We start from the raw sequence: 25,698 nt of genomic DNA, 5'->3' as shown, positions 1-25,698 counted from the left end.
ACATAAAAAACAATTATACATATCATCAAAACCATGGAAGCACAATATGATTTTCTTCCCGTACCGGGAACAAAAAACGAAGACAAGAACCCGAAGCTTTATCCGAAACTCGTGACCAGAGGGGCTGTACCCTTCAGTGAAATCATCCGGCAGATAGCCCGTTCTTCCGGATTCAAGGAAGGCACGGTCATCGGGGTGATGGAGGAAGTGGAAAAATGGACGGCTTACTACATCGCCCGTGGGGAGTCCGTGGAAATAGGACACATGGCCTACGCCGTAGCCAACCTGAAAGCGGAAAAGGAAGTGACAGATGAAAACGGAATACACGCGCAGAACATCTGCTTCGACAAGGTGAGGTTCCGCACGGCCAAGAGTTTCAACCAGCGATGCCGCGGACAACAGCTCTCACGGGCCAAAGCCGAATGGAAGTTTCAGCAAAGTTCTGCACGCTACACGGAACAGGAACGACTGGACCTGGTCATGGAATACCTGACACAATACCCGTTCATCACACGTACAAAATACGGAGAACTGACCGGGCTACAGAAGTCGAAGGCCTGGAAAGACCTGAGCAAATGGGTAAAGGAAAAGAAACTGGACACCCAGGGAAGAGCACCCCACAAAATCTACGTGCTCCCCACCGGACAACTTATTTCGACAGCAGACGGCGGCTCAGGTAGCGCACCGGATACCACACCGACAGAAAACCTACCGCCAGCACGGTGACAAACACCAGCACCACGTCCTGCCAGTGCACGCTGACCGGATAGGCATCGACAATGAAACTGCCGGAAGCCCCCAGTGAAATCAACCCGAAGGTCTCTTGCAACCAGCAGAGCAATACGCCCAGCACGATACCTGCCACTGCACCAATGAACGATATCAGGCGCCCCTCGAAGAGAAAGATACGCACAATCTGCCGGTCGTTGGCTCCCAGATTGCGTAAGGTAGTCACATCGTCACGCTTGTCGATGATGAGCATGGACAGGGAACCGATGACATTGAAACAGGCAATCATCAGGATAAAGGTGAGAAAGAGATAGGAAATGAACTTCTCGATTTTCATGATGCGGAACGTATCGGCCTGCTGTTCGTAGCGGTCGAGCACGCGGAAACGTTCACCCAACTGTGTTCCCAGCTTACGCTTGAAGGCATCCACGTCGGTGCCCGGCTTCAGCTTCAGGTTGACGGCACTGACCTCGGTGGTGTACTGAAACAGCTTGCGGGCAAACTTCAGCGAGGTTAGGATGTAGGAACCGTCGTATTTCTCCTGATTGACGGCAAACACCAGTCCGGAAGAAAACAGGTTGCCCCCGGTGAAGGAGGCAGCCGGATTGGCCATGTTCACCTTGGCCCCACGCTTGGGGGCATACACCTCCAGCGGGTCGAGGAAACGGATACCGGTACCCAGATTGGCCAGCAACTGCACGCCGGGAATGGCATAGTCTGCCACCTCGTCGTGAAGCAGCAGGTCTCCTTTTCCAAAAAGGATGGTATCAATCGGAGTCAGCTCGGTGAAATTGTCTTCCACTCCCTTGACCACGGCCATGGCCTGCCGCCCCTGATACTGCACCAGGGCATTGTCTTCCAGCGACTCGCACACCAAGGCCACTTCGGGCATTTTCCGGATGGCCATAATGGACTTGTCCTGCCCGTCGAACACCTTTCCGGCAGCCGGCACCACCTTCAGCTCCGGGTCGAAAGCCGTAAACAGATTGGAAACCAGGTCCTGAAAACCGTTGAACACGGACAAGGTACACACCAAGGCCAGAGTGGCAAGCGCCACTCCGCATACCGAAATACCGGAAATCACATTGATGGCATTGTGTGACTTCTTGGAAAACAAATAGCGCCGGGCTATGTAAAAAGGGAAATTCACCGTTATACCTTATTTATATATTCAGATAGATAAATAAAAACCCACAGAAGCCCCGGGAACAAAGCCCTCCTCTTCTGTGAGTTCTTACTGGTCTTTTACATGTGGTTATTTCTTCAACAATTCGTCAATCTTCTCCGCGTAATCCAGCGAATCGTCCACAAAGAACTTCAGTTCCGGAATGATACGCAGCTGATGGCGCACCCGGTTGCCGAGTTCAAAGCGGATGGACTTCATGTTGGCATTGATGTTCTTCACGATTTCTTCACTTCTCTCCGAAGGGAAGACGCTCAGATATACACGCGCGTAACTCATATCGGGACTGATGCGGACAATGCTGACCGAAACCAGCACGCCCGGCATGGACTTGGTCTGCAAAAGGAAAATCTCGCTCAGTTCCTTCTGAATGAGGCGGGCAATCTTGTTTTGTCTGGTTGTTTCCATATTACTTCTTTATTTTTTACGTATGATAGTCAGACCGTCGCGCAAGGGCAGGATGACTTTCTCCACCCGTGGGTCGGCAGCCACCAGGTCGTTGAATTTCTTGATGCCGATGGTCTGCGTGTCGGTGTGGTGCGGTTCTTCGAGCACATGCCCGTCCCACAGGGTGTTGTCGGCAATGATGTAGCCGCCGGAATGCATCTTCTGCAGAATCATCTCGTAGTATTCCACATAGAAACGCTTGTTTCCGTCGACAAAGGCCAAGTCGAACACAACGTCCATATCGGGCACCATCTGCAAGGCATCTCCGATATAAAACCGGATTTTATCGGCATACGGAGAATTTTCCAGCCATGGACGGGTGAAGTCTTCCTGCTCGTCGTTGATCTCGAAAGTGTGGAGCATTGCTCCGTCTTCCAGACCTTCTGCCAGACAAAGCGCAGAATATCCGCTGTAAGTACCTATCTCAAGCACCTGCTTCGGACGTATCATCTGCACGAACATCTTCAGCATTCTTCCCTGCAAGTGGCCCGAAGCCATACGGGGACGCAGGAGTTTCACGTGCGTCGCCCGGTACAGCGCTTTCAGGTAGTCACTTTCTTCGTCGATATGCTGAAGAATGTATTCATCGAGCGCGTCTGTCTCTTTCATGATTACAAGTAACGGTTACGGTTGGGCAACACGTATTCTTCTTCGCTTTTCAGCACGTCGCCCACCTGATTGATTTCCAGGAAAGAAGTATGAGTTCCCTGTTTGCCACCGCTCAAGTAAGCCACCATTTCATTTTCGGCCAGCACACCGTCGTTAATCAGCTTGCGCAGGGCAGTGAAGTAGTATTCCTGTCCGTTGGCCTTTTCCGGCATATAGATTGCTTCCACACCGTATGACAGCGCCAGGTGACGCATGGTCTTTTCTTTGTAGCAGATGGCCAGCACCGGATATTTGCCGCGGAACGCAGCCAGGTTGCGGGCAGTCAGACCGCTGAAGCTGTCGGTAATGATGGCACGAATCGGCATCAGGTTCGTAGCACGTACCGCCTGCTTGGCCAGGAAGCTCGTCACATCGGTATTGGCCGGAGTCAAAGGAATAGGAATATCGTTTTCTTCCATCTTGTCCTTTTCTGCCTGAGCCGCAATCTTCGCCATGGTCTTCACGGCTTCTACCGGATACTTACCGTAAGCTGTTTCACCACTCAGCATCAGGGCATCGGTACGGTAGTAGATGGCATTGGCGATATCGGTTACCTCGGCACGGGTCGGACGCGGGTTGTTAATCATCGTGTGCAGCATCTGCGTAGCCACGATAACCGGCTTCTTGGCCAGGATACATTTCTTAATCAGGATACGCTGGATACCCGGGATACGTTCCTGCGGCACTTCGATACCCAGGTCGCCACGGGCTACCATCACACCGTCGGCCACTTCCAGGATTTCGTCGATGTTGTCCACACCTTCCTGGTTCTCAATCTTGGCGATAATCTTGATGTCGCTGTGGTGTGCATCCAGAATCTCACGGATGTCCAATACATCCTGACGGTTGCGCACGAAAGAGTGAGCGATGAAGTCGATGTCCTTTTCGATGGCATAAAGGATATTGTTGCGGTCTTTTTCTGTCAGAGAAGGCAGGTTGATGCGCACGCCCGGCACATTCACACTCTTGCGGCTTCCCAAAGTCGCGTCGTTGCAGACTTCACAGAAAAGCGTATCTTCGTTTTTGTCGATGACCTTCAGTTCCAGTTCGCCGTCGTCCATCAGCACGTCAGCGCCCACAGACAAATCGTGTACAAATCCCGGATAAGTCACCGAAATGCACTCATGAGTGGTTTCCTGTTCCGGATTGCCTACAATACGTACTTTTTCACCGGTCTTGAAATCAATCGGGCCTTCTGCACTGGCCGTAGTACGTACTTCCGGTCCCTTTGTATCCATCAGGATACCGATACGGTTGGAAACGGTACGCACATTATTAATCAACTTTTCGAAACCTTCACGGCTGGCATGTGCGGTGTTCATACGTACCACGTTCATACCTGCATTAAAAAGGTCTCTGATAAAATCTACTTCGCAGCGCAAGTCCGAGATGGACGCAACGATCTTTGTTTGTTTAAGCATCATAATAAATATACTATAATTTGTTGTTGTCTACTAAAAAGGATTCTACGGCCAGACGATAGGAATCCAGGCCGAATCCGCAGATAACGCCTACACAGGCACAGGAAATCATGGATTTATGACGAAACTCTTCCCGTTTGTGCACATTCGAGATGTGAACCTCCACGACTGGAGTGGTCACGGCACGGATGGCATCCTGCAAAGCGATGGAAGTATGGGTGTAGGCACCTGCATTCAGCACTATACCGTCGTATGAAAAGCCTACTTCATGAATTTTGTTGATCAGTTCCCCTTCTACATTCGACTGGTAATACGCAAACTCAATCGACGGATACCGTTCTTTCAATTTTTCCAAATAACTTTCAAAAGATTCGGCTCCATAAATGGAAGGTTCCCGTTTGCCTAACAGATTAATGTTCGGGCCATTGATTATTTGTATTTTCATCTGTTTACTTCTGCTGAACTTTTAATACTTTTGTAGAAGAATTTGGCGCAAAGATACGAAAAAGAAATGAAAAAGGCCGATAAAAAAAACATAATAATAAAGTATAAGCAATACTTGAAGCTGGAAAAGTCGCTCTCTGCCAACACCGTAGAAGCTTACCTCACGGATTTGGACAAACTGCTGGCCTTTCTGGAGCTGGAAGGCATCGACTTCACCGACGTGACACTGGAAAACCTGGAAACCTTTTCGGCCGGACTTCGCGACATCGGCATCCACCCCCGCTCGCAAGCCCGAATCCTGTCGGGCATCCGCTCTTTTTTCCGTTTTCTGGTGCTCGACGATTACATCGCACAAGACCCTTCCGAGTTATTGGAATCACCACAGATTGGCAAGCATCTGCCCGACGTGCTGAGCGTGGAAGAAATTGACAGCCTGATCGGGGCTATCGACCGCAGCTCACGCGAAGGACAGCGCAACCGGGCCATTTTGGAAACGCTCTACAGCTGCGGACTGCGTGTATCGGAACTGTGCAACCTCAGGCTTTCGGACCTGTACTTGAAAGAAAAGTTTATCCGGGTGGAAGGAAAGGGAAGCAAGCAACGGCTGGTACCGATTTCCCCACGGGCCATCCACGAACTGCAGCTCTATTTTGCCGACCGGAACCAAGGACTGATCAAACCGGGATACGAGGACTTTGTGTTCATCAGCCGGTTCGGGAAGAACATCTCGCGCATCATGGTGTTTCATATCATCAAGGAACTGGCCGCACAAACCGGCCTGAAAAAGGCCATCAGCCCCCACACTTTCCGACATTCGTTTGCCACCCATCTGCTGGAGGGAGGAGCCAACCTGCGGGCCATACAATGCATGCTCGGACATGAGAGCATCGGCACCACGGAAATCTACACCCACCTTGACCGTAGCCGCCTGCGGCAGGAAATCCTGGAACATCACCCGCGTAATTTACACAAAAATGAATAAAATCCCCATTTTTTAAGCTTTTTTCCCAATGATTCCTCAAAAAAAAGCGGACAATGATTAACACATAATAGAGTTTTTCTTATCTTTGCCCCCAAATATGAATAGAATTATTCATTTATACAAACTAAATATTTAACATCATGATTAAGAAGTTGTATTTGCCGTTAGTGGCATTGTTAGTCCTTGCTTTCTCTTCATGTAGCAAGATGGGCGAATTGTCTCCTGACTACTTCACAACCAACCCTGAAGTGTTGGAAGCTATTGGTGGTAAGGTGCCTGTAACCATTACAGGTAAATTCCCGGAAAAATACTTCAAGAAAAACGCAACCGTTGAAGTTACCCCGGTTTTGAGATGGGAAGGCGGCGAAGCTAAAGGCCAGCCGGCTACATTCCAGGGCGAAAAAGTACAAGGTAACGACCAGACTATCTCTTACAAGACTGGTGGTACTTATACTATGAAAGCCGTTTTCGACTATGTTCCTGAAATGGCTAAGTCTGAACTTTACCTGGATTTCAAAATTAAGAAAGGTAAAAAAGAATACACTATTCCTTCTGTAAAGATTGCCGACGGTGTAATCGCTACTTCAGAACTTCCGACTGTAAACTCAGCTAACGCTGCTTACGCTCCGGATGCATTCCAGCGTATCATCAAACAGGCTAAGGAAGCTCAAATCATGTTCTTGATTCAGCAAGCTAACCTGCGTGCCAGCGAACTGAAGTCAGACAGCTTGAAAGCATTCCACAAACAGGTGGTTGCTGTAGCCGGTGACACTAAGAACTACAAACTGAACAACATCGAAATTTCTGCTTACGCTTCACCTGATGGTGGTGTAGAACTGAACACTACACTGGCTGAAAACCGTCAGAACAATACTGAAAAGTATATGAACCAGCAGCTGAAGAAAGGTAAAATTGAAACTGAAGTAGATGCTAAATACACAGCTCAGGACTGGGACGGATTCCAGGAATTGGTTTCTAAATCAAACATCCAGGATAAAGACCTGATCTTGCGTGTGCTTTCTATGTACAGCGATCCTGAACAGCGCGAAACTGAAATCAAGAACATTTCTTCAGTTTACAAAACTTTGGCTGACGAAATCCTGCCGCAGTTGCGTCGTGCTCGCTTGACTGCCAACTACGATGTAATCGGACGTAGCGACGAAGAAATCAACGCTGCATTCGATACTGACGCAAAAGTATTGAGCAACGATGAATTGCTGTATGCTGCTACTCTGACTAACGATAACGCACGTAAGGAAGCTATCTACAAGAAAACTGTAGAACTGTATCCGAACGACTATCGTGCTTACAACAACCTGGGTATGATGGCTTATGCTAACGGCGACTTGGCTGCTGCTGAAAACTACTTCAAACAGGCTGCCAGCAAGAACGCTAACGCTGCTGAAGTGAACACCAACCTTGGTTTGATTGCACTGACTAAGGGTAACGTAGCTGACGCTGAAACTTACTTGAGCAAATCAACAGGTGCAAACACTGCAAACGAAGCTCTGGGTAACTTGTACATCAAACAAGGCCAGTATGACCGTGCCGTACAGGCATTCGGTGACACGAAGACAAACTCAGCTGCTTTGGCTCAGATCCTGGCTAAGGATTACAACAAAGCTAAATCTACTCTGTCTGCAGTGAAGAATCCGGACGCTTACACTAACTACCTGATGGCAATTGTAGGCGCTAGAACCAACAACGCTGACTTGGTTAAGAGCAGCATGGACAAAGTAAAACAGCAGGATGCTACTTTGGCTGCTAAAGCTCAGAACGACCGTGAATTTGCAAAATATGCAAACGAAATAAAGTAATCCGATAAATTACTGATTAAAACCGGAGTCACCCCGCGTGATTCCGGTTTTTTTATGCCTTCCCCGGAAAGAATGCGACGAACGTGCAAGATTATAAAATGAAAATTGTATTTTCGCAAAAATAAAATTCAGTTTATGAAAAAGTTATACCTGCTTCTCTTTTCCGCGTACCTCCTGTTCTGCTTGGACTCCTGCCAACAAAGCAAGGAATTTGAACTGAAAGGCGAACTAAACGGTTTTACCTCCGACATGATACTGGTCGTATTCGACGATCCAGAAGCCCGACTGGACACCATCTATCCAAGAGATGGCAAGTTCACTTATACGTTTACCCCCGATACGCTGAACCTGTTCCGTCTGGTCAATGATTCAGGAAAATCTATTCCCGTATTTGCCGACAAAGGATGGGAAGTTTCCATAAAGGGCAGCTTTGCCCGTCCGGAAATCAAAGGGAACGGTCCCAACGATGAATATCAGGAGTTCCGGCAGGCGATTCAGACACTCACCAACCCTACACAAATCAGACAACAGGCGGAAACATTTATTCAAAGCCATCCGCAATCCTACGCTTCTGCCTATATCTTGTGGCAGTATTTCAGCCAGACTGAAAATCCGGACCTGACTCTTCTGGCAAAACTCTCAGAGCCGCTCACCGGGAAAATAAAGGATTGCCGGATATTAAGTGAAGTGCTGCAAAAGATACCCGACAAAGAGAAAAGCAATCCGACCTACCTGAACTATATCTCCATAAAGAAAAGAGACGGTGAATACCTGTCATGGAGCGGCAGCAATCAGAAACAATATTCACTCCTCAACTTTTGGGCGAGCTGGAATCCGGAAAGCCTGAACCGTAAAGATTCTTTGTACGCTTTATGTCAAACCACGCTGAAAAAAAACCTCAGGGTTGTCAATTTCTCCTTGGATTACCAGAAAACGGAATGGCTGGACCATACGGAAAAAGACAGCGAACAATGGATTGAAGTCTGCGACTACAAAGGATGGGATAATCCGATTATCAAACAGCTACAAGTGCATGACCTTCCTTTCAACGTCCTGATAGACCGGAACCGGAAAATCCTAGGATGCAACCTCTATGGAAATGAGCTCAGGGATAAACTGGAAGCCTTGGCGGCGGAAGATAAGAAAACAAAATAAAACATCCTTTAAAAACCGACCTTAAATGCTAGTCAAACTCTTCGGCGCCGCAGTGCAAGGCATCGACGCCACCATTGTCACCATTGAAGTGAACTGCTCACGCGGCATAAAGTTTTATCTGGTGGGACTCCCCGATTCAGCCGTAAAGGAAAGCCATGAACGGATTGTCTCGGCCCTGCAAGTAAACGGATACAAATTCCCGACCCGCCAGATTGTGGTCAATATGGCACCGGCAGACATCCGGAAAGAAGGAGCCTCTTACGACCTGCCCTTGGCCATCGGAATCCTGGCGGCCAACGAAACCATAGCGACTGAACACCTGGCAGATTATCTGATTATTGGAGAACTGAGTCTGGACGGAAGCCTGCAACCGATTAAAGGTGCTCTTCCCATCGCTATCGCCGCACGCCAGCAAGGATTCAAAGGCCTCATTCTCCCGCAACAGAACGCATCGGAAGCAGCTGTGGTAAACAATCTGGACGTGTACGGTGCAGAAAAAATTACGGAAGTCATCGATTTTCTGAACGGCGGCCATACACTACAACCCACAGTCGTCCACACACGCGAAGAGTTTTATAAGCATCAATCCACATTCCCCTTCGACTTTGCAGAAGTGAAAGGACAGGAAAACGTGAAACGGGCTCTCGAGGTAGCCGCTGCCGGAGGCCACAACGTACTGCTCATCGGCGCCCCTGGCAGTGGAAAATCCATGATGGCCAAACGCCTGCCCAGCATCCTTCCGCCCCTTTCACTGGGAGAAAGTCTGGAAACCACCAAAATCCATTCGGTGGCCGGGAAACTGAAGAAAGGCTCCTCCCTCATTGCCACCCGCCCGTTCCGCAGTCCGCACCACACTATCTCGCAGGTAGCCATGGTAGGCGGAGGCGCCACGCCTCAGCCTGGTGAAATCAGCTTGGCCCACAACGGAGTGTTATTCCTCGATGAACTTCCCGAATTCAGCCGAAGTGTGCTGGAAGTGCTCCGTCAGCCACTCGAAGACCATCGAATCACCATCTCCCGGGCGAAATACGCCCTGGAATATCCTGCCAATTTCCAGCTGATAGCCTCTATGAATCCTTGTCCCTGCGGCTATTACAACCATCCGACACGCCCCTGTGTGTGCAGTCCGGGACAGGTGCAACGCTACTTAAACAAGATTTCAGGCCCCCTGCTCGACCGTATTGACATACAGGTAGAGATTGTCCCCGTCCCTTTCGAGGAAATAGCCAGAAACACGCCGGGAGAAAGCAGTGCCGCCATCCGCGAACGGGTAATCCGTGCCCGGCAGATACAGGCCCAACGCTTTGCCGACCAGCCCGGTATCTACAGCAACGCCCAGATGACACCGGGACTCCTGCACCGTTACGCCCAGCCTGACACTGCCGGTTTGGAACTCTTACGAAATGCCATGCACCGACTGAACCTGTCTGCCCGGGCCTACGACCGCATTCTGAAAGTATCGCGTACCATCGCCGACCTGGAAGGCTGTGCCACTATCCGCCCGGAACACTTGGCCGAAGCCATCAGCTATCGTAACCTGGACCGTGAGAACTGGGCTGGATAAACCTCCGCCAACTGCTGCCCCTCGCCCATATCCCCCAATAAGAGAAAGGACAACGGTACTACCCGAATCCTTATCAGTAGCTTCCCTATCGAGGGGGGGGACTCCTTCGTACCTCAAAATACAAATCACGGTTTCCCGTGTTTTTTCCTCTTGTCAAACCCGCTATATTTGGTGAACATACAAATCATAGCGAATGGAATCCACCCACATCCAACGATACAAAACAGCTTTGGAGCATTTAAGAAAACTGTCCGACCTGAGACTTAGAAAGCCTCTGCTCATTCACACCGTTACAGGCAACCTGCGTGTGTTACGTCCGAACGACATTGGCTACTTCCGGTATAATTCTACCCAAAAAAGTTGGGAAGTGGCACTGAGGGACGGCTCTTTCGTACGCCTCAGAGGAAATTTGCGCGCCGAAAACTTATGCAGTTACAGTGAGACCTTTGTCCAGATTCACCAATCTTATGTGATAAACTTACACTATCTACAAATAATTCAAGACCGGCACTGCCTGCTGGCTGCCCCTTTTCATTCCGTAGAAGAGCTGCAAGTCTCCCTAAAGCACAAGAAAAAGCTGCTATCGCGGTTCCACTCATTTTAATTAAAACCCTACAGCTCCCTTTTCTCCACCCCAAACAAACCTCTCCCACTTTGTCTATTTTTTATTGGCAATTTGTATATTCCCACAAAAAACCTTACTTTAGGGACATCACCAATACACAGCCCCATGAAAAAGACATTTCTTCTATTCCTGATTCTGCTAGGAATCACCACGTATCCGTATGCACAATCTGAAACCGCTACCATTGACAGTCTGAAACGGGAAATACAATCGGCCGAAAAGCAGGCACCCTCACGAGAGAAACTCACCGAACTATACCAGTCTCTGGGAGCCGAATACGAGACCCTGAACCACGATTCATCCTACCGATACCTACAGAAAGGGCTTGCCCTCTACCCCCAGCCTGCTTTCGAGGAGGAAGGTTACCTGCAACTGGTCAACTCCCTGGCCAACTACTGGTTCATGGAAGGAAAAATGGAGCAGGCCAAAGAAACGTTCAAGACAGTAGCCACGCACGCCCGCAAACTCAAGAAAAGAGCATACGACCTGGAAGGTGTCGTGGAATCTTCCATCGGTGTCTGCTACCGCAAACTGGGGATGTTCGATTCTGCCGTATATCACTACAACCGTGCCATTGACCTCTGCAAGAAAGCCGGAAAGCCAGAAGACGTGTCGTCCACATACTACAACATTGGTGTGCTCTATCACCTCCACAAGCGATATGAAGAGGCGTTGACCCAAGGGCTCCTGTCGGCTGAATATGCCCGGAAGGCCCACGACGTGCTGATGGAACTCTATGCCAACAGCCTCGTCGGAGGCAGCTACAGCAGACTGGGAAAATACGCCGAAGCCTGCCAGATTCTCAAGGCCAACATCCGCAAGGCTTTGGAAATTCAGCAGCCCCTGCTGGCCATGGGCTCCCTCTGCCCCTTACTCAGCACCTATCAGTTATGGGACAAAAAGGATTCCGTCCGGACCGTTTTACGGAAAGGAGAGGAACTCATCCGAAAGATTCCCCGGAACAGCCCGACCGCCCTTGAATTCTACAGCATACAAGCCAGCCTCTACCAATGGATAGGGGAATATCAGAAAAGTCTCCAGATACTGACCGGCAACCCGCTGATTCAGACGCAGGTGCCCTATGACAAGTTCCACACCCTCCTGGCCCGAAACTACGAAGGGCTGGGTAACTACCAGAAAGCCTACCAGTACCTACAGGACGTATGTGTGTATCAGGATTCCATCTTCAATGGAAAAATCAAGGACGAACTGTCGGAACTGAACGAAAAACTCCGGGTCAGCGACAAAGAACTGAAAATAGCCCGGCTGGAAAAGGAACAGGCACAGGAAAAGGAAATCCGTCTGCGAAACACCGCTTCTTTCAGCAGCGTCATTCTCCTGTTGCTGGTGACCATCTCCATTCTCCTCTACAAACGGAGGTTGCAGAAAAAAGAAACGGAACTGATTGCCGCCCGGCAATACATCGAGGGACTGGAGAACGAGCGCAAACGGCTGGCCAAGGACTTGCACGACGGGGTGTGCAACGACCTGCTGGGAGCCATCCTGCAAATACAGCAACAAACCTCCCCCGAAACGTTGAAAGCATCCACCCTCCACACCCTGGAAGAAATACGGAGCGGCGTACGGGCCATTTCCCACGAACTGATGCCTCCCAACTTCCAGTTCACCAACCTGAACGAAATGCTGGCCGACTACTTCTCCAAGATGCAGGAGGTTTCAGGAGTCATCATACACTACGTACCGGGAAAACAAACGGAATGGACACAAGTCCCAGAACACATCGGATACGAAATCTACCGCATCATGCAAGAGGCAATCGGCAACATCCTGAAACATGCCCATGCAAGCCTCATTCACATAGCACTGGATGAGCATGACGGCGAGCTGACCATCGACGTACAGCACGACGGACAATGGAGCCCACAGACAGAATCTCCCAAAGGAATCGGCCTGCGCACCATTCACGACCGGCTGAAAACAATCGGAGGGGACTATGAACTGATGACCAGAGAAGAAAAAATAAGCATGCACATCCGTGTGCACCTTCCAAGGAAAAATCACGGTTTTCAGTGAGATTCTTTTCAATGAATATTTTTTTCTTTGCAGTATAAAAAAATGCCCCGCATGACAAGCTCAAAAGCAAACATACTATTGGTCGACGACCATACCCTGATACTGCAAGGCATCCGACACGTCATCTCGCAAATGCCCGAAATAGACAAAGTGTATGCCGCTTCTTCAGGCACGGAAGCCTTGCTCCTGATCAACACACAACCTTTCGACCTGTATGTACTCGATGTGGAACTACCCGATACCAACGGATTCGAACTGATAGAACAAATACGGCAGAAATATCCGGAAGCCCGTATCCTGATCAATACCATGCACGAAGAGATATGGATACTGAAAAGGCTTACCAGAACACCCATCAGCGGAGCCATACTTAAATCGGCCGACATCCACGAGCTGACACTGGCCATCCAAACCATCCTGAAAGGAGGGCAATACCTCTGCAGACGGTTCCGGACAATTCTGAACCGCCTGCAAGCAGAAGAACTGCTCAAGGAACAGCTCACACTGAGAGAAATGGAAGTGCTGCAGGCCATCGCCAGAGGATACAGCACCAGAGAAATCGCCGACCTTCTCCATGTGTCAGGCAACACCATCGAATCACACCGGAAAAGCCTCATGAGCAAACTGGAAGCTAAAAATGCTGTCGACCTCGTGCTGAAAGCCATCCATCTGGGCATCATCCCTTTAGACCATAAATGATTTCTCATAAAAAAACAGGAGTTTATGAGGACACCTGTCCATTTTTCGTTATATTTGGGGCGTAAAGAAATCTTTGTATCACCTTATAATAAACGAACTATGAGTCTGGAAAGAACATTAGTCATCCTGAAACCCAGTGCTGTACAGCGTGGGCTCATCGGAGAAATCACCCATCGGTTTGAACGGAAAGGCCTGCGGCTAGCCGGCATGAAAATGATGCAGCTCACGGAAGACCTGCTCAACGAACATTACGCCCATCTGGCTGGAAAACCTTTCTTCCCCCGCGTGAAAGCGTCCATGATGGCAAGTCCCGTCATCGTATGCTGCTATGAAGGGGTCGATGCCATCCAAGTGGTGCGTTCCATGACTGGAGCCACCAACGGACGGGTAGCCGTTCCGGGCACCATACGCGGAGATTACTGCGTCAGCTCGCAGGAAAATATCGTCCACACCTCCGATTCGCCTAAAACAGCCGCCGAAGAAATTGCCCGTTTCTTCAAACCCGATGAACTGTTTGAATACGAAAGAGCCATCGTTGACTTTATCTATTATCCGGAAGAATACAAGCTCACCTGAGAAACGAGGCGCAATAAAAAACGTGACAGCACCGCTGCCACGTTTTTTATCTGATGAATTAATTTTCTGGTCTATTTGCTCAATGCACGGGAACGCTCTCCCAGATAGCCTCCATGATGACGCTTGCTGTACTCCTCGATGGTAAAGCCTGTCTTGCGCATTGTTTCCACCACCAGAATATCTCCTATCACCGTCATGACAGTGGTCGAAGTGGTAGGCGTCATTCCCAACAGGCACACCTCGTCGGGATGCCCAGTAGCCAGACAAATGTCGGCTGCCTCCGCCAACGGGCTGTCCGGGTTTCCCGTAATGACGATTTTCTTCAGCGTAGGGTCCAGGCGTGCCGCCAGGTCGGTAAGCTCCACAATCTCGCGGGTCTTCCCCGAATTGGAAATCAGCAGCAGCAAGTCATTCTTCTGCAAAATTCCCAAGTCGCCATGCTGTGCCTCACTCGGATGCAGGAACACAGCCGGTATCCCCGTAGAACAAAAGGTCGTAGCGATGTTCATGGCTATCTGCCCTGCCTTTCCCATTCCACTTGTCACCAGCTTTCCTCCTTTCTCATGCACCTGTTCCACAATCAGCTGCACCGCCTTCTCGTATCCGTCGGTCACAGGGATATTCAATACAGCCTGAGCCTCACGCTGTAACAATTCTTTAATTGATGAATTCATATAGAGTATGATTAAATGATAATTTTATTCCAACAACCGAGTCAGCTCATCGAATGTGTTTGCCACCTCGAAATAATTCTTCAAAGGACGATGGGCAAAATGCTGTTCCTCCAGCCGCTTCATAAAGCCTGAGATGTCGTTCCAGAAACCATCGATATTATAAAAGATTACCCGCTTGTCATGATACCCGATACTGCACGACGCCATTACATGGAAGACCTCATCCAACGTACCTATTCCACCGGGCAAGGCCACCATAATCTCCGCTTCCTGCACCATGATGTCTTTCCGGTCGCTCAAATTCACTGAATGGAACGTCACATCGAGCAAGTCGCTTACTCTCCCGTTCTCTTCCAGCTTGGTAGGCACCACTCCCATAATCATGGCCCCGTTTTCCTTCGCACTTTTCGCCAGGACCTCCATCAGTCCCGTATTGGAACCTCCGTAAATCAGCCATTTACGGTGCTGTCCCAGCCATGTTCCCAGTTCCTCTGCCTTCTCTATAAACACGGGAGCAATGGCATCCGACGCTGAACAAAAGACTGCAATTTTATTCATATATTAGTTTTAAATATCCTTTGGTGCAAATATCTGTATTTTTTAAGGAAAGGCAATAAGTATTTATTGTAAATTTGCGGCAAAAATAAAAATTAGACCACAGATATATGGCATATTCAACTTTCACCCTTCCCAGCGGATTGCGGATTATCCACACCACAAGCCCTACCAATGTGGCTTATTGTGGTTTTGCTGTAGATACCGGCACCCGTGACGAACTTCCGCAAGAGCAAGGAATGGCCCATTTCGTGGAGCACCTCATTTTCAAAGGAACTCATAAACGGAAGGCTTGGCACATCCTGAACCGCATGGAAAATGTGGGAGGCGACCTGAACGCATATACCAACAAGGAGGAAACCGTCATCTACAGCGCCTTTCTGAAAGAACATTTCGACCGGGCAGCAGAACTGCTGGCCGACATCGTGTTTCACAGCCTGTTTCCTTCAAATGAAATAGAAAAAGAGGTAGAAGTCATCATTGACGAGATACAAAGCTACGAGGACAGTCCTGCCGAACTCATCTTCGACGATTTCGAGGAACTGATTTTCCCTGACCATCCGCTTGGACGGAACATCCTTGGCAATCCGGAACTGCTGCGGAAGTTCACCAGCGAGGACGCACAGCATTTTGTGCACAGACACTACCAGCCGCAAAACATGGTATTCTTTGTGCAAGGCAATATCCCCTTTTCTAAAGTCATTCGCACCTTGGAAAAGGTGACAGCTGAAATCCTTCCCTGGCATGGAGAAAAACAAGTGCGCACACAGCCTGCCGCCTACCAGCCACGTCAACTGACGCTCCATAAGGACACCCATCAGGCTCACGTCATGATAGGAGGAAGAGGCTACCATGCTTACGACGAACGCCGGACAGGGCTCTACCTGCTCAACAACATCCTGGGAGGACCCGGCATGAACAGCCGCCTCAACGTTTCCTTGCGTGAGAAAAAAGGTCTGGTCTACAATGTGGAATCAAACCTCACCTCCTATACGGATACCGGCACGTTTTGCATCTACTTTGGTTGCGACCCGCACGACACAGCACATTGCATTTCGTTGGTGCACAAGGAACTCAAGAAAATCCGCGACAAAGCGCTGACAAGCTTGCAGCTCCATGCAGCCAAAAAGCAAATTATCGGACAGATAGGAGTGGCCGGCGACAACTTTGAGAACAATGCCCTCAACATGGGAAAATGCTTCCTCCACTACCAGACCTACGAGGAAAAAGAGGAGGTATTTAAACGGATTGAGAGCCTTACCACCTCCCAACTGCTCGATATAGCCAACGAAGTACTGGCTGAAAGCTATCTTTCCACATTAATCTATCAGTAAATTAAAGACCGGATAGTATATATTTTTGACCACTTAATCACTGGATACAGACAAATATTCCCAAATTCAATATTTTGTCTTTCCATAAAATTTTAAAACTTCTTACTTTCGGGGAAAAATAGGAACTATGAAAAAGAATGAAGTAATTAAAGACAGACTTGCAGAATGGATTGAACAAAAGGGTTATTTAAATGCCCGGGTTACCATCATCCAGTTAAGCAAAATCATTGGAATCAACAGAACTTATCTGTCCAATCACATCAACACCACTTATGGATTAAACTTTAATTTATGGCTTAATCATTTACGTATAGAAGAGGCCAAGTTACTCATCAAGCAATCTCCCAAGCGCAACTTGTCGGAAATAGCCCAACAGGTAGGCTTTACTGACCTGGCGCATTTCAGCAAGCAATTCAAGCTTCTCGTAGGAGTATCTCCTTCTGTATGGAGAAAAGAAGTGGAATAAATTTATAGAATGACAAGCTACTGAGCCATAGTGAGGAACTATTTTTTGACTGAATAGTTACGAAAATCTATCTAATAACTATTCATTCTGTCCTCATAGTAAAGATTGACAGAAAAGCAGGAAAAAAAGAGTTGTCAATTTATTAAATTTACCTTTGCGAAAAGAAAAATAGAGCCTTTGTCTATTTTCTGATAAGTTTAGGTGAAGAAAAAGACAATTCGACAAAGGCTTCATTGATTTCGCTATTACAAACGAAAAACAACAAGTCATGGAAAAAATCTTTTTTACTATGGAAACATTCTCCGGCATCAGCAGCTTGCTACTGGCCCTCTTTCTCCACTTCGCTGAAGTACCGAAAGGAGAAATGAGCACACGCAGCAAACACAGTCGGGTTTATATAGAAGTGGCCTACATACTGGTAGGCCTTACCTCATTGGGCATCGCATTCTCTACAGAAAGCTATCATGAAACACTGAAAGCCTTCTTTATACAAAGTTTGGCCCCTATACAAACCCTCTTGTTTCTTTGGGCCATCACTTTCCCTATATATATAGGGCACAAGCTGGAAGGCTTCCTGCGACGACAGTTGATTTATACGCTTCTACTGGCTGCCGCCAATTTAATCTATTATTTCGGCATGGACGGGCGGACAGGCACTCTTTTCTACTATATCCTCATGACCTGCTACGCCTGCCTGCTGGTGCTCTATATACGTGTGTACCTCCGTATCTCCAGACGCTGGGTACAAGTACATCCTGAGCGTATACCCTACTTGAAAAAGCGAGTATATCCGCTGCTCATCGGATTGTGTGCCATATTCGCACTCTCTGTGGCTGTAAACATCTACCCACACCTCATCAGTCAGCTGATATTCACAGGAATTTACACCATATTCTACATCGTGTTCGCCCTTCAATATCACAACTATGGTATTTTCATCGCTGATTATCCACTGCTCAAAGAACAGGTGGAAACAGAAAAATCATCTCCTTATACTTCTACTTCCTCGCCTCAGGAGAAAAAGACCCACAAATGGAATTCTGAAAAAATTGAAGAGAAGCTGAACGAATGGATGTCCGAAAAAGGCTACCTTCATCCCAGTCTGACCATCCAGGACATGAGCAAAGAAATAGGTATCAATCGTACTTATCTGTCAAACTTCATCAATGAAACCTACCAGACTAACTTTAATGGATGGATAAACGGGCTACGGATTGAAGAAGCCAAACTCCGGATGCGCAACAATCCGGACATCAGTCTGGCCGAAGTAGCCGAACAAGTGGGTTTTGCAGATCTTGCCCACTTCAGCAAACAATTCAAGATGAAGGAAGGATGTTCTCCCTCCACTTGGAAAAAAGATTCACAGAACCTACCTTCAGCGGAAGAGCCCATCCACCAATAATACAAAATACAAATAGAAGAAACACCCTGTCGGAAGAACGAAATAAATTCACTATCTTTGCGCCATTGAACGGATTATCATAAAACTACATACACGCATGAAAATAGAAGATAAACTGACGGCGTCCGTAATCAACGGCGTGAAGGAGTTGTACGGGCAGGAAGTTCCCGCCAAGATGGTACAGCTGCAGAAGACCAAGAAAGAGTTTGAAGGCCACCTCACACTGGTTGTCTTCCCTTTCCTGAAAATGTCCAAGAAAGGTCCGGAACAGACCGCACAGGAAATTGGAGAGTATCTGAAGCAGCATGAGCCTGCCATTGCCAGCTACAACGTAATCAAGGGATTCCTGAACCTGACCATCGCTTCGAGCGTATGGATTGACTTGCTGAACCGCATCCAGGCAGACAGTCAATGGGGAATCCAGAAAGCTGCCGACAATGCGCCGCTGGTGATGATTGAATATTCTTCTCCGAACACCAACAAACCGCTCCACCTGGGACACGTGCGCAACAACCTACTGGGTAACGCCCTGGCCAACATCATGGCGGCCAACGGCAACAAGGTGGTGAAAACCAACATTGTCAACGACCGCGGTATCCATATCTGCAAGTCCATGCTGGCTTGGCTGAAATATGGCAACGGCGAGACTCCGGAATCCTCCGGAAAGAAGGGTGACCACCTGATTGGCGATTACTACGTGGCGTTCGACAAGCACTACAAGGCGGAAGTGAAAGAACTGATGGCAAAGTATGAAGCGGAAGGCATGAACGAGGAAGAAGCCAAGGCCCAGGCAGAAGCCAACTCTCCGCTGATGCTGGAAGCCCGCGAAATGCTCCGCAAATGGGAAGCCAACGACCCGGAAGTACGCGCGCTCTGGAAGAAGATGAACGACTGGGTATATGCCGGCTTCGACGAGACGTACAAGATGATGGGCGTCAGCTTCGACAAGATATATTACGAATCACAGACTTACCTGGAAGGAAAGGCCAAGGTATTGGAAGGACTGGAAAAAGGACTCTTCTACCGCAAGGAAGACGGTTCTGTATGGGCTGACCTGACTCCGGAAGGACTGGACCAGAAGCTGCTGCTCCGTGCAGACGGTACTTCGGTCTACATGACACAGGACATCGGTACAGCCAAGCTGCGCTTCCAGGATTATCCCATCAACAAGATGATTTATGTGGTGGGCAACGAACAGAACTATCACTTCCAGGTGTTGTCTATCCTGCTCGACAAGCTGGGCTTCGAATGGGGCAAGGATCTGGTTCACTTCTCCTACGGTATGGTGGAACTGCCGGAAGGTAAGATGAAGAGCCGCGAAGGTACCGTAGTCGATGCGGACGACCTGATGGAAGCCATGATTGAAACGGCCAAGGAAACCAGCAGCGAACTGGGCAAACTGGACGGACTGACGAAGGAAGAGGCCGATGACATCGCCCGTATCGTGGGACTGGGTGCCTTGAAGTATTTCATCCTGAAAGTGGATGCCCGCAAGAACATGACATTCAACCCGAAGGAATCCATCGACTTCAACGGAAATACGGGACCGTTCATCCAGTACACCTACGCACGTATCCAGTCTATCCTCCGCAAGGCAGCAGAAGCCGGTATCCAGATTCCGGCTGCGATTCCGGAAGGTATCGAACTGAGCACCAAGGAAGAAGCACTGATCCAGATGCTGGCCGACTTCCCCAACGTGGTAAAACAGGCGGGGACGGACTACAACCCGTCTATCCTGGCCAACTATGCCTACGACTTGGTGAAAGAATACAACCAGTTCTATCACGATTTCAGTATTCTGCGTGAAGAGAACGAGGCTGTGAAGATTTTCCGTCTGGCACTGAGTCGGAACGTAGGAAAGATTGTCAAGCTGGCCATGGGCTTGCTGGGCATCGAAGTGCCTGAACGCATGTAATTCATTTGAAAATAGCGGGTGGCGAGGGAGCCACCCACTTTTTTTAACCTCCTTATCTTTTTATGGCGAAACAAAAATTCTATGTAGTGTGGAAGGGTGTGAATCCGGGGGTGTATGCTTCCTGGACTGAATGCCGGCTGCAAATCCAAGGATACAAAGGAGCCATCTATAAATCATTCGACACAGAAGAGGAAGCCGCACAGGCTTTTGCCACTCCGGCACACGTGTACCTGCAACGCCACCGGACTTCGGCTCCCAAAGAACCTTCCGCCAAACAGCTTCCGGAAAATTTCGACCTGAACTGCCTGGCAGTAGATGCGGCCTGCAGTGGAAACCCCGGCCCCATGGAATACCGTGGAGTGTATCTGCTTACCGGACAGGAGATTTTCCATTTCGGACCGGTGTATGGCACCAACAACATAGGAGAGTTTCTGGCCATCGTACATGGGCTGGCCCTTCTTAAACAGAAGCAGCTGGACATGCCTCTCTACTCCGACAGCCGCAACGCCCTCCTGTGGGTGAAACAGAAGAAATGCAAGACCAAACTGGAGCGCAATGCCAAGACCGAAACCCTGTTCCAGCTGATTGAACGGGCAGAGAAATGGCTGAAGGAAAACACCTACACCACTCCCTTGCGCAAATGGGAAACAGAATCATGGGGAGAAGTCCCCGCCGATTTCGGACGTAAATAATCAGACCTAGACAGATGAAAAAGAGACTTGCTTACCTGGGATGTATTTTTGCCGCTATTTTAGGCTATTTCCTGCTTCAGAAACCAGTGTTCATGCTCTACAACGGAGCTTGCGAGAAAGGGATATCCTTCGTGGACTACCTGAAAGTGCTGTATCACGGCTTTACCCTCGATGCAGCCACCACAGGCTATCTCACCGCCCTCCCCTGGCTGATTATCCTGGTGAGTATCTGGTTCCGCCGTTTCCCGCTGCGAAAGCTCCTCGTGGGCTACTATGCGCTGATTGCGCTGGCTACCACCCTCGTCTTCATCGGCGACATGGCCCTGTATCCGTTCTGGGGATTCAAGCTCGATGCCTCCATCTTCCTCTACCTAGACTCTCCGAAAAATGCCATGGCCAGTGTGTCGGTCGGTTTCATCCTGATACGGGTGCTATGTATCCTAATATTGTCGGCCCTGCTCACGTGGGGACTGTATAAAATGACGCCTGCCCAACTTCCCCAAATACCGCAGGTCCGCAAACGTCTTACGGGCAGTCTGGTCACGATTCTGCTGGGGGGTATCCTCTTCATCATCATCCGAGGCGGTGTCACCGAATCAACCAGTAACGTAGGACAGGCGTATTTCTGCGACAACGAGTTCCTGAACCACTCGGCGGTCAACCCGGATTTCAGCCTGCTGTCGTCCATCAGCAAGACGACCGATTTCGCCCAGCAGTTCAATTTCTTTGACGAGGAAAAACGGGCCAGCCTGTTCGACGGATTGTATGCCGACACCGGAGAAAACACGGTATCCCTGCTGAACACGCAACGCCCCAACGTACTGATTGTCCTGATGGAGAGCTTCGGAGGGGTGTTTGTGGAATCGCTGGGAGGTCTCCCGGATGTCAGTCCCAACCTGGAAAGGCTGAGCAAGGAGGGAGTCTTTTTCACGAACTGTTACGCCAACAGTTTCCGCACCGACCGGGGCACGGTCTGCACCTTCAGCGGCTACCAGAGTTTCCCTACCGTGTCGGTCATGAAGTCACCGGCCAAGAGCCGTACGCTGCCTTCCATTGCCGGGAAGCTGCGGGAGCAAGGTTATGCCACCGACTTTCTGTACGGGGGTGACATCAACTTTACCAACATGAAGAGCTACCTGTTAAGCAGTGGTTACCAGCATCTCACGGCCGATGTGGATTTCAGCCTGGAGGAGCGACAGAATCCATGGGGAGTGAACGATGACATCACTTTTGAATATCTCTACCAGCAGATAAAGGCACGCACAGGCAACCAGCCTTGGCACACGGCCTTTCTGACTCTCAGCAGCCACGAACCTTTCGAGGTGCCTTACCATCGCCTGAACGAGAAGATTCCCAATGCCTTCGCCTTTACGGACGACTGCCTGGGAAAATTCATCGACAAGCTCAAGGCGCTTCCACAATGGAAGAACCTGCTCATTGTCTGCCTGCCGGACCATGGCTTCTATTATCCGGAAGAGGGACTGGTGCACGACCCTCGCATCCATCACATCCCGATGCTCTGGCTGGGCGGTGCCGTAAAGCAACCCATGGTCATCGACAAGCTGATGAACCAAAGCGACATGGCCGCTACCCTGCTGGCACAAATGGGACTCAGCCACAAAGAATTCAATTTCAGCCGCAACGTGCTGGGCAAGGATTACAAATACCCCTTTGCCTACTACACCTACAACAACGGCTTTGCCTTCTGCGACAGTACCGGCGTCACCCTGATAGACAACAACTCCGGCAAGGCATTAATAGAATCCCCAGCTCCGAACGCACGACGCACAGAACTGGGGAAAGCGATTCTACAATCTTCTTACGATGATTTGGGAGCGCGATAACACATTACTCCACAAACATCACTTTCGATGCATCACGAGGCTTGGCAGCCGGCGATTCATCCGGATATCCGAAGGCAATGCAATACAACAGGTCATATCCTTCGGGAATGTTCAGACGTTTCAGGTATTCTGCGGCTCCGGGGGCGGTCTTCATGAAACGTATGGGACCACCCAGGCAGCAGGAACCGATGCCCATAGACCAGGCAGAAAGAATCATGTTCTCACCCAACAGTCCACAATCCACTTGTGAGAAATCGTAGGCGGTGTCGTTGGCAATAAACACCACCGTCGGTGCATTGCGGAACATATTCCGGAAATCAGGGTCTTCAGCCGCTTTGGGATTAGCTTTCTTGTACACCTCCGTCAGACCATTGATAAATTCCGGATTGTCTACTACCCGGATTGCCCACGACTGTTTGTTCTGTCCGTTAGGCGCATTAATACCACAGTCCAGAATCACCTGCATCGTATCCCGATTTACCGGTTGTGGCAGATACTTCCGCACGCTGCGACGTGCCATGATGGTCTCTATAACCTGATTCGTACTGTCAGCCTCGTTCTCGGCAGCCGGCTGTGATTGCTGTGTCTGACCGCCACAGCTGGAAAGACAGAGCAAGCCTGCCCCCAGCATCGAATAAATCATCTTTTTCATACGCTTTATCTTTGATTAGCTCAATCTTCAATTTCTTTCGTTCTCTTCCCCACACCAGCTGTCAGAACAGCCGTTCTTCCTCTTCTCCCGACGACAAGTTTCCCGCTAGCCCTGCCGCCATCCGACCAAATATAACAAAAAAAGCGGTTCCCCGAAGGAAACCGCTTTCATATTTAAGAATTTGTAAGTCAGAATTACAATTTCGGACCAGCAGCAACCAAAGCTTTACCAGCTTCGTTACCAGTAAACTTAGCGAAGTTCTTGATGAAGCGAGCAGCCAAGTCTTTAGCTTTTTCTTCCCACTTGCAAGCGCAGTCGTAAGTGTCACGCGGATCCAAAATCTTCGGATCAACACCCGGCAATTCAGTCGGAACAACGAAGTCGAAGTAAGGAATAGTCTTAGTCGGAGCTTTTTCGATAGAACCATCCAGGATAGCGTCGATGATACCACGAGTATCACGGATAGAAATACGTTTGCCAGTTCCGTTCCAACCAGTGTTAACCAAGTATGCTTTTGCACCAGTCATCTTCATCTTCTTAACCAATTCTTCTGCATATTTAGTCGGGTGCAATGACAAGAAAGCAGCACCGAAGCAAGCTGAGAATGTCGGAGTCGGTTCAGTGATACCACGTTCTGTACCAGCCAACTTAGCAGTAAATCCTGACAGGAAGTAGTACTGAGCCTGTTCTTCGTTCAAGATAGATACTGGAGGCAATACACCGAATGCATCAGCAGACAAGAAGATAACTTGTTTTGCGTGAGGACCTTTAGAAACCGGTTTAACGATGTTGTTGATGTGGTAGATAGGATAAGAAACACGAGTGTTTTCAGTTACGCTCTTGTCAGCGAAGTCAATCTTACCGTTAGCATCTACAGTTACGTTTTCCAGCAAAGCGTCACGTTTGATGGCGTTGTAGATATCCGGTTCAGATTCCTTATCCAAGTTGATAACCTTAGCGTAGCAACCACCTTCGTAGTTGAATACACCTTCGTTATCCCATCCGTGTTCGTCATCACCGATCAACAGACGTTTCGGGTCAGTAGACAAAGTTGTCTTACCTGTACCAGACAAACCGAAGAAGATAGCTGAGCTCTTTCCTTCTTTGTCTGTGTTAGCAGAACAGTGCATAGAAGCGATACCACGCAACGGGTTGAAGTAGTTCATCATAGAGAACATACCTTTCTTCATTTCACCACCGTACCAAGTGTTCAGGATAACCTGTTCCTTAGTAGTCAAGTTGAAGACAACTGCAGTTTCTGAGTTCAGACCCAGTTCTTTGTAGTTTTCAACTTTAGCTTTAGAAGCGTTGTAAACAACGAAGTCAGGTTCGAATGATTCCAGTTCTTCTTTAGAAGGACGGATGAACATGTTAGTTACGAAGTGAGCCTGCCATGCAACTTCCATGATGAAACGAACTTTCAAGCGAGTAGCTTCGTTTGCACCGCAGTAACCATCAACTACATACAACTTCTTGTTTGACAATTCTTTTGAAGCCAAAGCTTTCAAAGCATTCCAAGTTTCAGTAGTAACAGGTTTGTTATCGTTTTTGTATTCTTCTGAAGTCCACCATACAGTGTTTTCACTTGTAGCGTCTTTTACCAAGAATTTATCTTTAGGAGAACGACCAGTGTAGATACCAGTCATTACGTTTACTGCACCCAGTTCAGTTACCTGACCTTTTTCATAACCTTCCAGACCAGCTTTTGTTTCTTCAGCGAACAATACGTCGTAAGAAGGATTGTGTACGATTTCTACGGTTCCAGTGATACCGTACTTAGTAAGATCTAAATTTGCCATTGTTCAAATGATTAATTTGGTTATTATATCAAATGTTTATT

At 48.8% G+C, this 25,698-nt stretch carries 24 protein-coding genes; 15 read left to right on the top strand and 9 right to left on the bottom strand.

Annotated elements, in window-relative coordinates; translation table 11 throughout:
- Window positions 1-33: 33 nt before the first annotated feature.
- Window positions 34-726 carry a hypothetical protein gene (locus OIM59_RS17780; protein ID WP_072541448.1) on the top strand — a complete coding sequence of 231 codons (693 nt, stop codon included), beginning with the start codon at window positions 34-36 and terminating at the stop codon, window positions 724-726.
- Here OIM59_RS17780 and OIM59_RS17775 read toward each other — a convergent pair.
- The 5 genes from OIM59_RS17775 to aroQ all read right to left on the bottom strand — a co-directional run bounded on the left by OIM59_RS17775 (window position 650) and on the right by aroQ (window position 4,873).
- Window positions 650-1,879, bottom strand: a complete 1,230-nt coding sequence (locus tag OIM59_RS17775) for an FtsX-like permease family protein (protein ID WP_072541447.1) — start codon at window positions 1,877-1,879, stop codon at window positions 650-652. The genes OIM59_RS17780 and OIM59_RS17775 overlap by 77 nt on opposite strands.
- A gap of 105 nt (window positions 1,880-1,984) precedes the next feature.
- Complete coding sequence (rbfA, locus tag OIM59_RS17770; protein ID WP_022053011.1) at window positions 1,985-2,320, bottom strand: 30S ribosome-binding factor RbfA; 336 nt, start codon at window positions 2,318-2,320, stop codon at window positions 1,985-1,987.
- Between the two features lie 9 nt (window positions 2,321-2,329).
- Window positions 2,330-2,968, bottom strand: a complete 639-nt coding sequence (locus OIM59_RS17765; protein ID WP_072541446.1) for an O-methyltransferase — start codon at window positions 2,966-2,968, stop codon at window positions 2,330-2,332.
- Window positions 2,969-2,970: 2 nt separating this feature from the next.
- A complete protein-coding gene (pyk, locus tag OIM59_RS17760) occupies window positions 2,971-4,431 on the bottom strand; it encodes a pyruvate kinase (RefSeq protein WP_072541445.1) in 1,461 nt (486 codons plus the stop codon).
- Window positions 4,432-4,441: 10 nt separating this feature from the next.
- Window positions 4,442-4,873: a type II 3-dehydroquinate dehydratase gene (gene aroQ, locus OIM59_RS17755; protein ID WP_072541444.1), complete on the bottom strand. Its 432-nt coding sequence runs from the start codon at window positions 4,871-4,873 to the stop codon at window positions 4,442-4,444.
- Between the two features lie 66 nt (window positions 4,874-4,939).
- Between aroQ and xerD the strand changes: the two genes are divergently transcribed.
- From xerD to ndk, 8 genes are all read left to right on the top strand, one after another.
- Window positions 4,940-5,854 (top strand): site-specific tyrosine recombinase XerD, encoded by a 915-nt coding sequence (gene xerD / locus OIM59_RS17750; protein WP_303897972.1) that lies wholly within the window; start codon window positions 4,940-4,942, stop codon window positions 5,852-5,854.
- Window positions 5,855-5,994: 140 nt separating this feature from the next.
- On the top strand, window positions 5,995-7,671 hold the full coding sequence (locus tag OIM59_RS17745) for a tetratricopeptide repeat protein (protein ID WP_303897971.1): 1,677 nt from the start codon (window positions 5,995-5,997) through the stop codon (window positions 7,669-7,671).
- Window positions 7,672-7,806: 135 nt separating this feature from the next.
- Entirely contained in the window at window positions 7,807-8,826 is a 1,020-nt protein-coding gene (locus OIM59_RS17740) for a thioredoxin-like domain-containing protein (protein WP_303897969.1), read from the top strand.
- A 25-nt stretch (window positions 8,827-8,851) separates the two neighbouring features.
- Entirely contained in the window at window positions 8,852-10,390 is a 1,539-nt protein-coding gene (locus OIM59_RS17735; RefSeq protein WP_303897967.1) for a YifB family Mg chelatase-like AAA ATPase, read from the top strand.
- 193 nt (window positions 10,391-10,583) lie between these two features.
- On the top strand, window positions 10,584-10,994 hold the full coding sequence (locus OIM59_RS18725; protein ID WP_369695926.1) for a LytTR family transcriptional regulator DNA-binding domain-containing protein: 411 nt from the start codon (window positions 10,584-10,586) through the stop codon (window positions 10,992-10,994).
- A gap of 126 nt (window positions 10,995-11,120) precedes the next feature.
- Window positions 11,121-13,049 (top strand): tetratricopeptide repeat protein, encoded by a 1,929-nt coding sequence (locus tag OIM59_RS17730; RefSeq protein WP_303897965.1) that lies wholly within the window; start codon window positions 11,121-11,123, stop codon window positions 13,047-13,049.
- Between the two features lie 51 nt (window positions 13,050-13,100).
- Complete coding sequence (locus OIM59_RS17725) at window positions 13,101-13,748, top strand: response regulator transcription factor (RefSeq protein WP_299170829.1); 648 nt, start codon at window positions 13,101-13,103, stop codon at window positions 13,746-13,748.
- 99 nt (window positions 13,749-13,847) lie between these two features.
- Window positions 13,848-14,324 carry a nucleoside-diphosphate kinase gene (ndk, locus tag OIM59_RS17720; protein ID WP_299170828.1) on the top strand — a complete coding sequence of 159 codons (477 nt, stop codon included), beginning with the start codon at window positions 13,848-13,850 and terminating at the stop codon, window positions 14,322-14,324.
- A 71-nt stretch (window positions 14,325-14,395) separates the two neighbouring features.
- Here ndk and OIM59_RS17715 read toward each other — a convergent pair whose 3' ends face one another.
- The gene (locus tag OIM59_RS17715) at window positions 14,396-14,998 is read right to left on the bottom strand and encodes an SIS domain-containing protein (RefSeq protein WP_072541435.1); all 603 of its coding nucleotides are present in this window, start codon (window positions 14,996-14,998) and stop codon (window positions 14,396-14,398) included.
- A 24-nt stretch (window positions 14,999-15,022) separates the two neighbouring features.
- A complete protein-coding gene (locus OIM59_RS17710; RefSeq protein WP_303897962.1) occupies window positions 15,023-15,556 on the bottom strand; it encodes a TIGR00730 family Rossman fold protein in 534 nt (177 codons plus the stop codon).
- Window positions 15,557-15,663: 107 nt separating this feature from the next.
- Between OIM59_RS17710 and OIM59_RS17705 the strand changes: the two genes are divergently transcribed.
- The 6 genes from OIM59_RS17705 to OIM59_RS17680 all read left to right on the top strand — a co-directional run bounded on the left by OIM59_RS17705 (window position 15,664) and on the right by OIM59_RS17680 (window position 23,206).
- Entirely contained in the window at window positions 15,664-16,887 is a 1,224-nt protein-coding gene (locus OIM59_RS17705) for a pitrilysin family protein (RefSeq protein ID WP_303897961.1), read from the top strand.
- A 127-nt stretch (window positions 16,888-17,014) separates the two neighbouring features.
- Complete coding sequence (locus tag OIM59_RS17700) at window positions 17,015-17,353, top strand: AraC family transcriptional regulator (protein ID WP_299170820.1); 339 nt, start codon at window positions 17,015-17,017, stop codon at window positions 17,351-17,353.
- A 268-nt stretch (window positions 17,354-17,621) separates the two neighbouring features.
- Window positions 17,622-18,755, top strand: coding sequence for an AraC family transcriptional regulator (locus tag OIM59_RS17695; protein ID WP_303897958.1), 1,134 nt, complete (start codon window positions 17,622-17,624; stop codon window positions 18,753-18,755).
- A 97-nt stretch (window positions 18,756-18,852) separates the two neighbouring features.
- Window positions 18,853-20,670 (top strand): arginine--tRNA ligase, encoded by a 1,818-nt coding sequence (gene argS / locus OIM59_RS17690; protein WP_303897956.1) that lies wholly within the window; start codon window positions 18,853-18,855, stop codon window positions 20,668-20,670.
- 62 nt (window positions 20,671-20,732) lie between these two features.
- Window positions 20,733-21,362 (top strand): viroplasmin family protein, encoded by a 630-nt coding sequence (locus OIM59_RS17685; RefSeq protein WP_072541430.1) that lies wholly within the window; start codon window positions 20,733-20,735, stop codon window positions 21,360-21,362.
- A 14-nt stretch (window positions 21,363-21,376) separates the two neighbouring features.
- Window positions 21,377-23,206 (top strand): LTA synthase family protein, encoded by a 1,830-nt coding sequence (locus tag OIM59_RS17680; RefSeq protein WP_303897953.1) that lies wholly within the window; start codon window positions 21,377-21,379, stop codon window positions 23,204-23,206.
- 4 nt (window positions 23,207-23,210) lie between these two features.
- On the opposite strand, the gene OIM59_RS17675 is transcribed toward OIM59_RS17680, so the two are convergent.
- Window positions 23,211-23,858, bottom strand: coding sequence for a nitroreductase (locus tag OIM59_RS17675; protein ID WP_303897951.1), 648 nt, complete (start codon window positions 23,856-23,858; stop codon window positions 23,211-23,213).
- A gap of 194 nt (window positions 23,859-24,052) precedes the next feature.
- A complete protein-coding gene (gene pckA / locus OIM59_RS17670) occupies window positions 24,053-25,657 on the bottom strand; it encodes a phosphoenolpyruvate carboxykinase (ATP) (protein ID WP_072541427.1) in 1,605 nt (534 codons plus the stop codon).
- Window positions 25,658-25,698 lie beyond the last annotated feature (41 nt).

It is taken from the genome of Bacteroides mediterraneensis, from assembly GCF_025993685.1.
GTDB classification, from domain to species: Bacteria; Bacteroidota; Bacteroidia; order Bacteroidales; family Bacteroidaceae; genus Phocaeicola; species Phocaeicola mediterraneensis_A.
Note: the sequence above shows the minus strand (reverse complement) of the source record. Positions and strands in the feature narration are given on the sequence as shown.

Excerpts from the sequence above, each read along its gene's own strand:
- OIM59_RS17780 (WP_072541448.1), top strand. The coding sequence starts at position 34 with ATGGAAGCACAATATGATTTTCTTCCCGTACCGGGAACAAAAAACGAA.
- rbfA (WP_022053011.1), bottom strand. The coding sequence starts at position 2,320 with ATGGAAACAACCAGACAAAACAAGATTGCCCGCCTCATTCAGAAGGAA.
- OIM59_RS17765 (WP_072541446.1), bottom strand. The coding sequence starts at position 2,968 with ATGAAAGAGACAGACGCGCTCGATGAATACATTCTTCAGCATATCGAC.
- pyk (WP_072541445.1), bottom strand. The coding sequence starts at position 4,431 with ATGATGCTTAAACAAACAAAGATCGTTGCGTCCATCTCGGACTTGCGC.
- aroQ (WP_072541444.1), bottom strand. The coding sequence starts at position 4,873 with ATGAAAATACAAATAATCAATGGCCCGAACATTAATCTGTTAGGCAAA.
- xerD (WP_303897972.1), top strand. The coding sequence starts at position 4,940 with ATGAAAAAGGCCGATAAAAAAAACATAATAATAAAGTATAAGCAATAC.
- OIM59_RS17745 (WP_303897971.1), top strand. The coding sequence starts at position 5,995 with ATGATTAAGAAGTTGTATTTGCCGTTAGTGGCATTGTTAGTCCTTGCT.
- OIM59_RS17740 (WP_303897969.1), top strand. The coding sequence starts at position 7,807 with ATGAAAAAGTTATACCTGCTTCTCTTTTCCGCGTACCTCCTGTTCTGC.
- OIM59_RS17735 (WP_303897967.1), top strand. The coding sequence starts at position 8,852 with ATGCTAGTCAAACTCTTCGGCGCCGCAGTGCAAGGCATCGACGCCACC.
- OIM59_RS18725 (WP_369695926.1), top strand. The coding sequence starts at position 10,584 with ATGGAATCCACCCACATCCAACGATACAAAACAGCTTTGGAGCATTTA.
- OIM59_RS17730 (WP_303897965.1), top strand. The coding sequence starts at position 11,121 with ATGAAAAAGACATTTCTTCTATTCCTGATTCTGCTAGGAATCACCACG.
- OIM59_RS17725 (WP_299170829.1), top strand. The coding sequence starts at position 13,101 with ATGACAAGCTCAAAAGCAAACATACTATTGGTCGACGACCATACCCTG.
- ndk (WP_299170828.1), top strand. The coding sequence starts at position 13,848 with ATGAGTCTGGAAAGAACATTAGTCATCCTGAAACCCAGTGCTGTACAG.
- OIM59_RS17715 (WP_072541435.1), bottom strand. The coding sequence starts at position 14,998 with ATGAATTCATCAATTAAAGAATTGTTACAGCGTGAGGCTCAGGCTGTA.
- OIM59_RS17710 (WP_303897962.1), bottom strand. The coding sequence starts at position 15,556 with ATGAATAAAATTGCAGTCTTTTGTTCAGCGTCGGATGCCATTGCTCCC.
- OIM59_RS17705 (WP_303897961.1), top strand. The coding sequence starts at position 15,664 with ATGGCATATTCAACTTTCACCCTTCCCAGCGGATTGCGGATTATCCAC.
- OIM59_RS17700 (WP_299170820.1), top strand. The coding sequence starts at position 17,015 with ATGAAAAAGAATGAAGTAATTAAAGACAGACTTGCAGAATGGATTGAA.
- OIM59_RS17695 (WP_303897958.1), top strand. The coding sequence starts at position 17,622 with ATGGAAAAAATCTTTTTTACTATGGAAACATTCTCCGGCATCAGCAGC.
- argS (WP_303897956.1), top strand. The coding sequence starts at position 18,853 with ATGAAAATAGAAGATAAACTGACGGCGTCCGTAATCAACGGCGTGAAG.
- OIM59_RS17685 (WP_072541430.1), top strand. The coding sequence starts at position 20,733 with ATGGCGAAACAAAAATTCTATGTAGTGTGGAAGGGTGTGAATCCGGGG.
- OIM59_RS17680 (WP_303897953.1), top strand. The coding sequence starts at position 21,377 with ATGAAAAAGAGACTTGCTTACCTGGGATGTATTTTTGCCGCTATTTTA.
- OIM59_RS17675 (WP_303897951.1), bottom strand. The coding sequence starts at position 23,858 with ATGAAAAAGATGATTTATTCGATGCTGGGGGCAGGCTTGCTCTGTCTT.
- pckA (WP_072541427.1), bottom strand. The coding sequence starts at position 25,657 with ATGGCAAATTTAGATCTTACTAAGTACGGTATCACTGGAACCGTAGAA.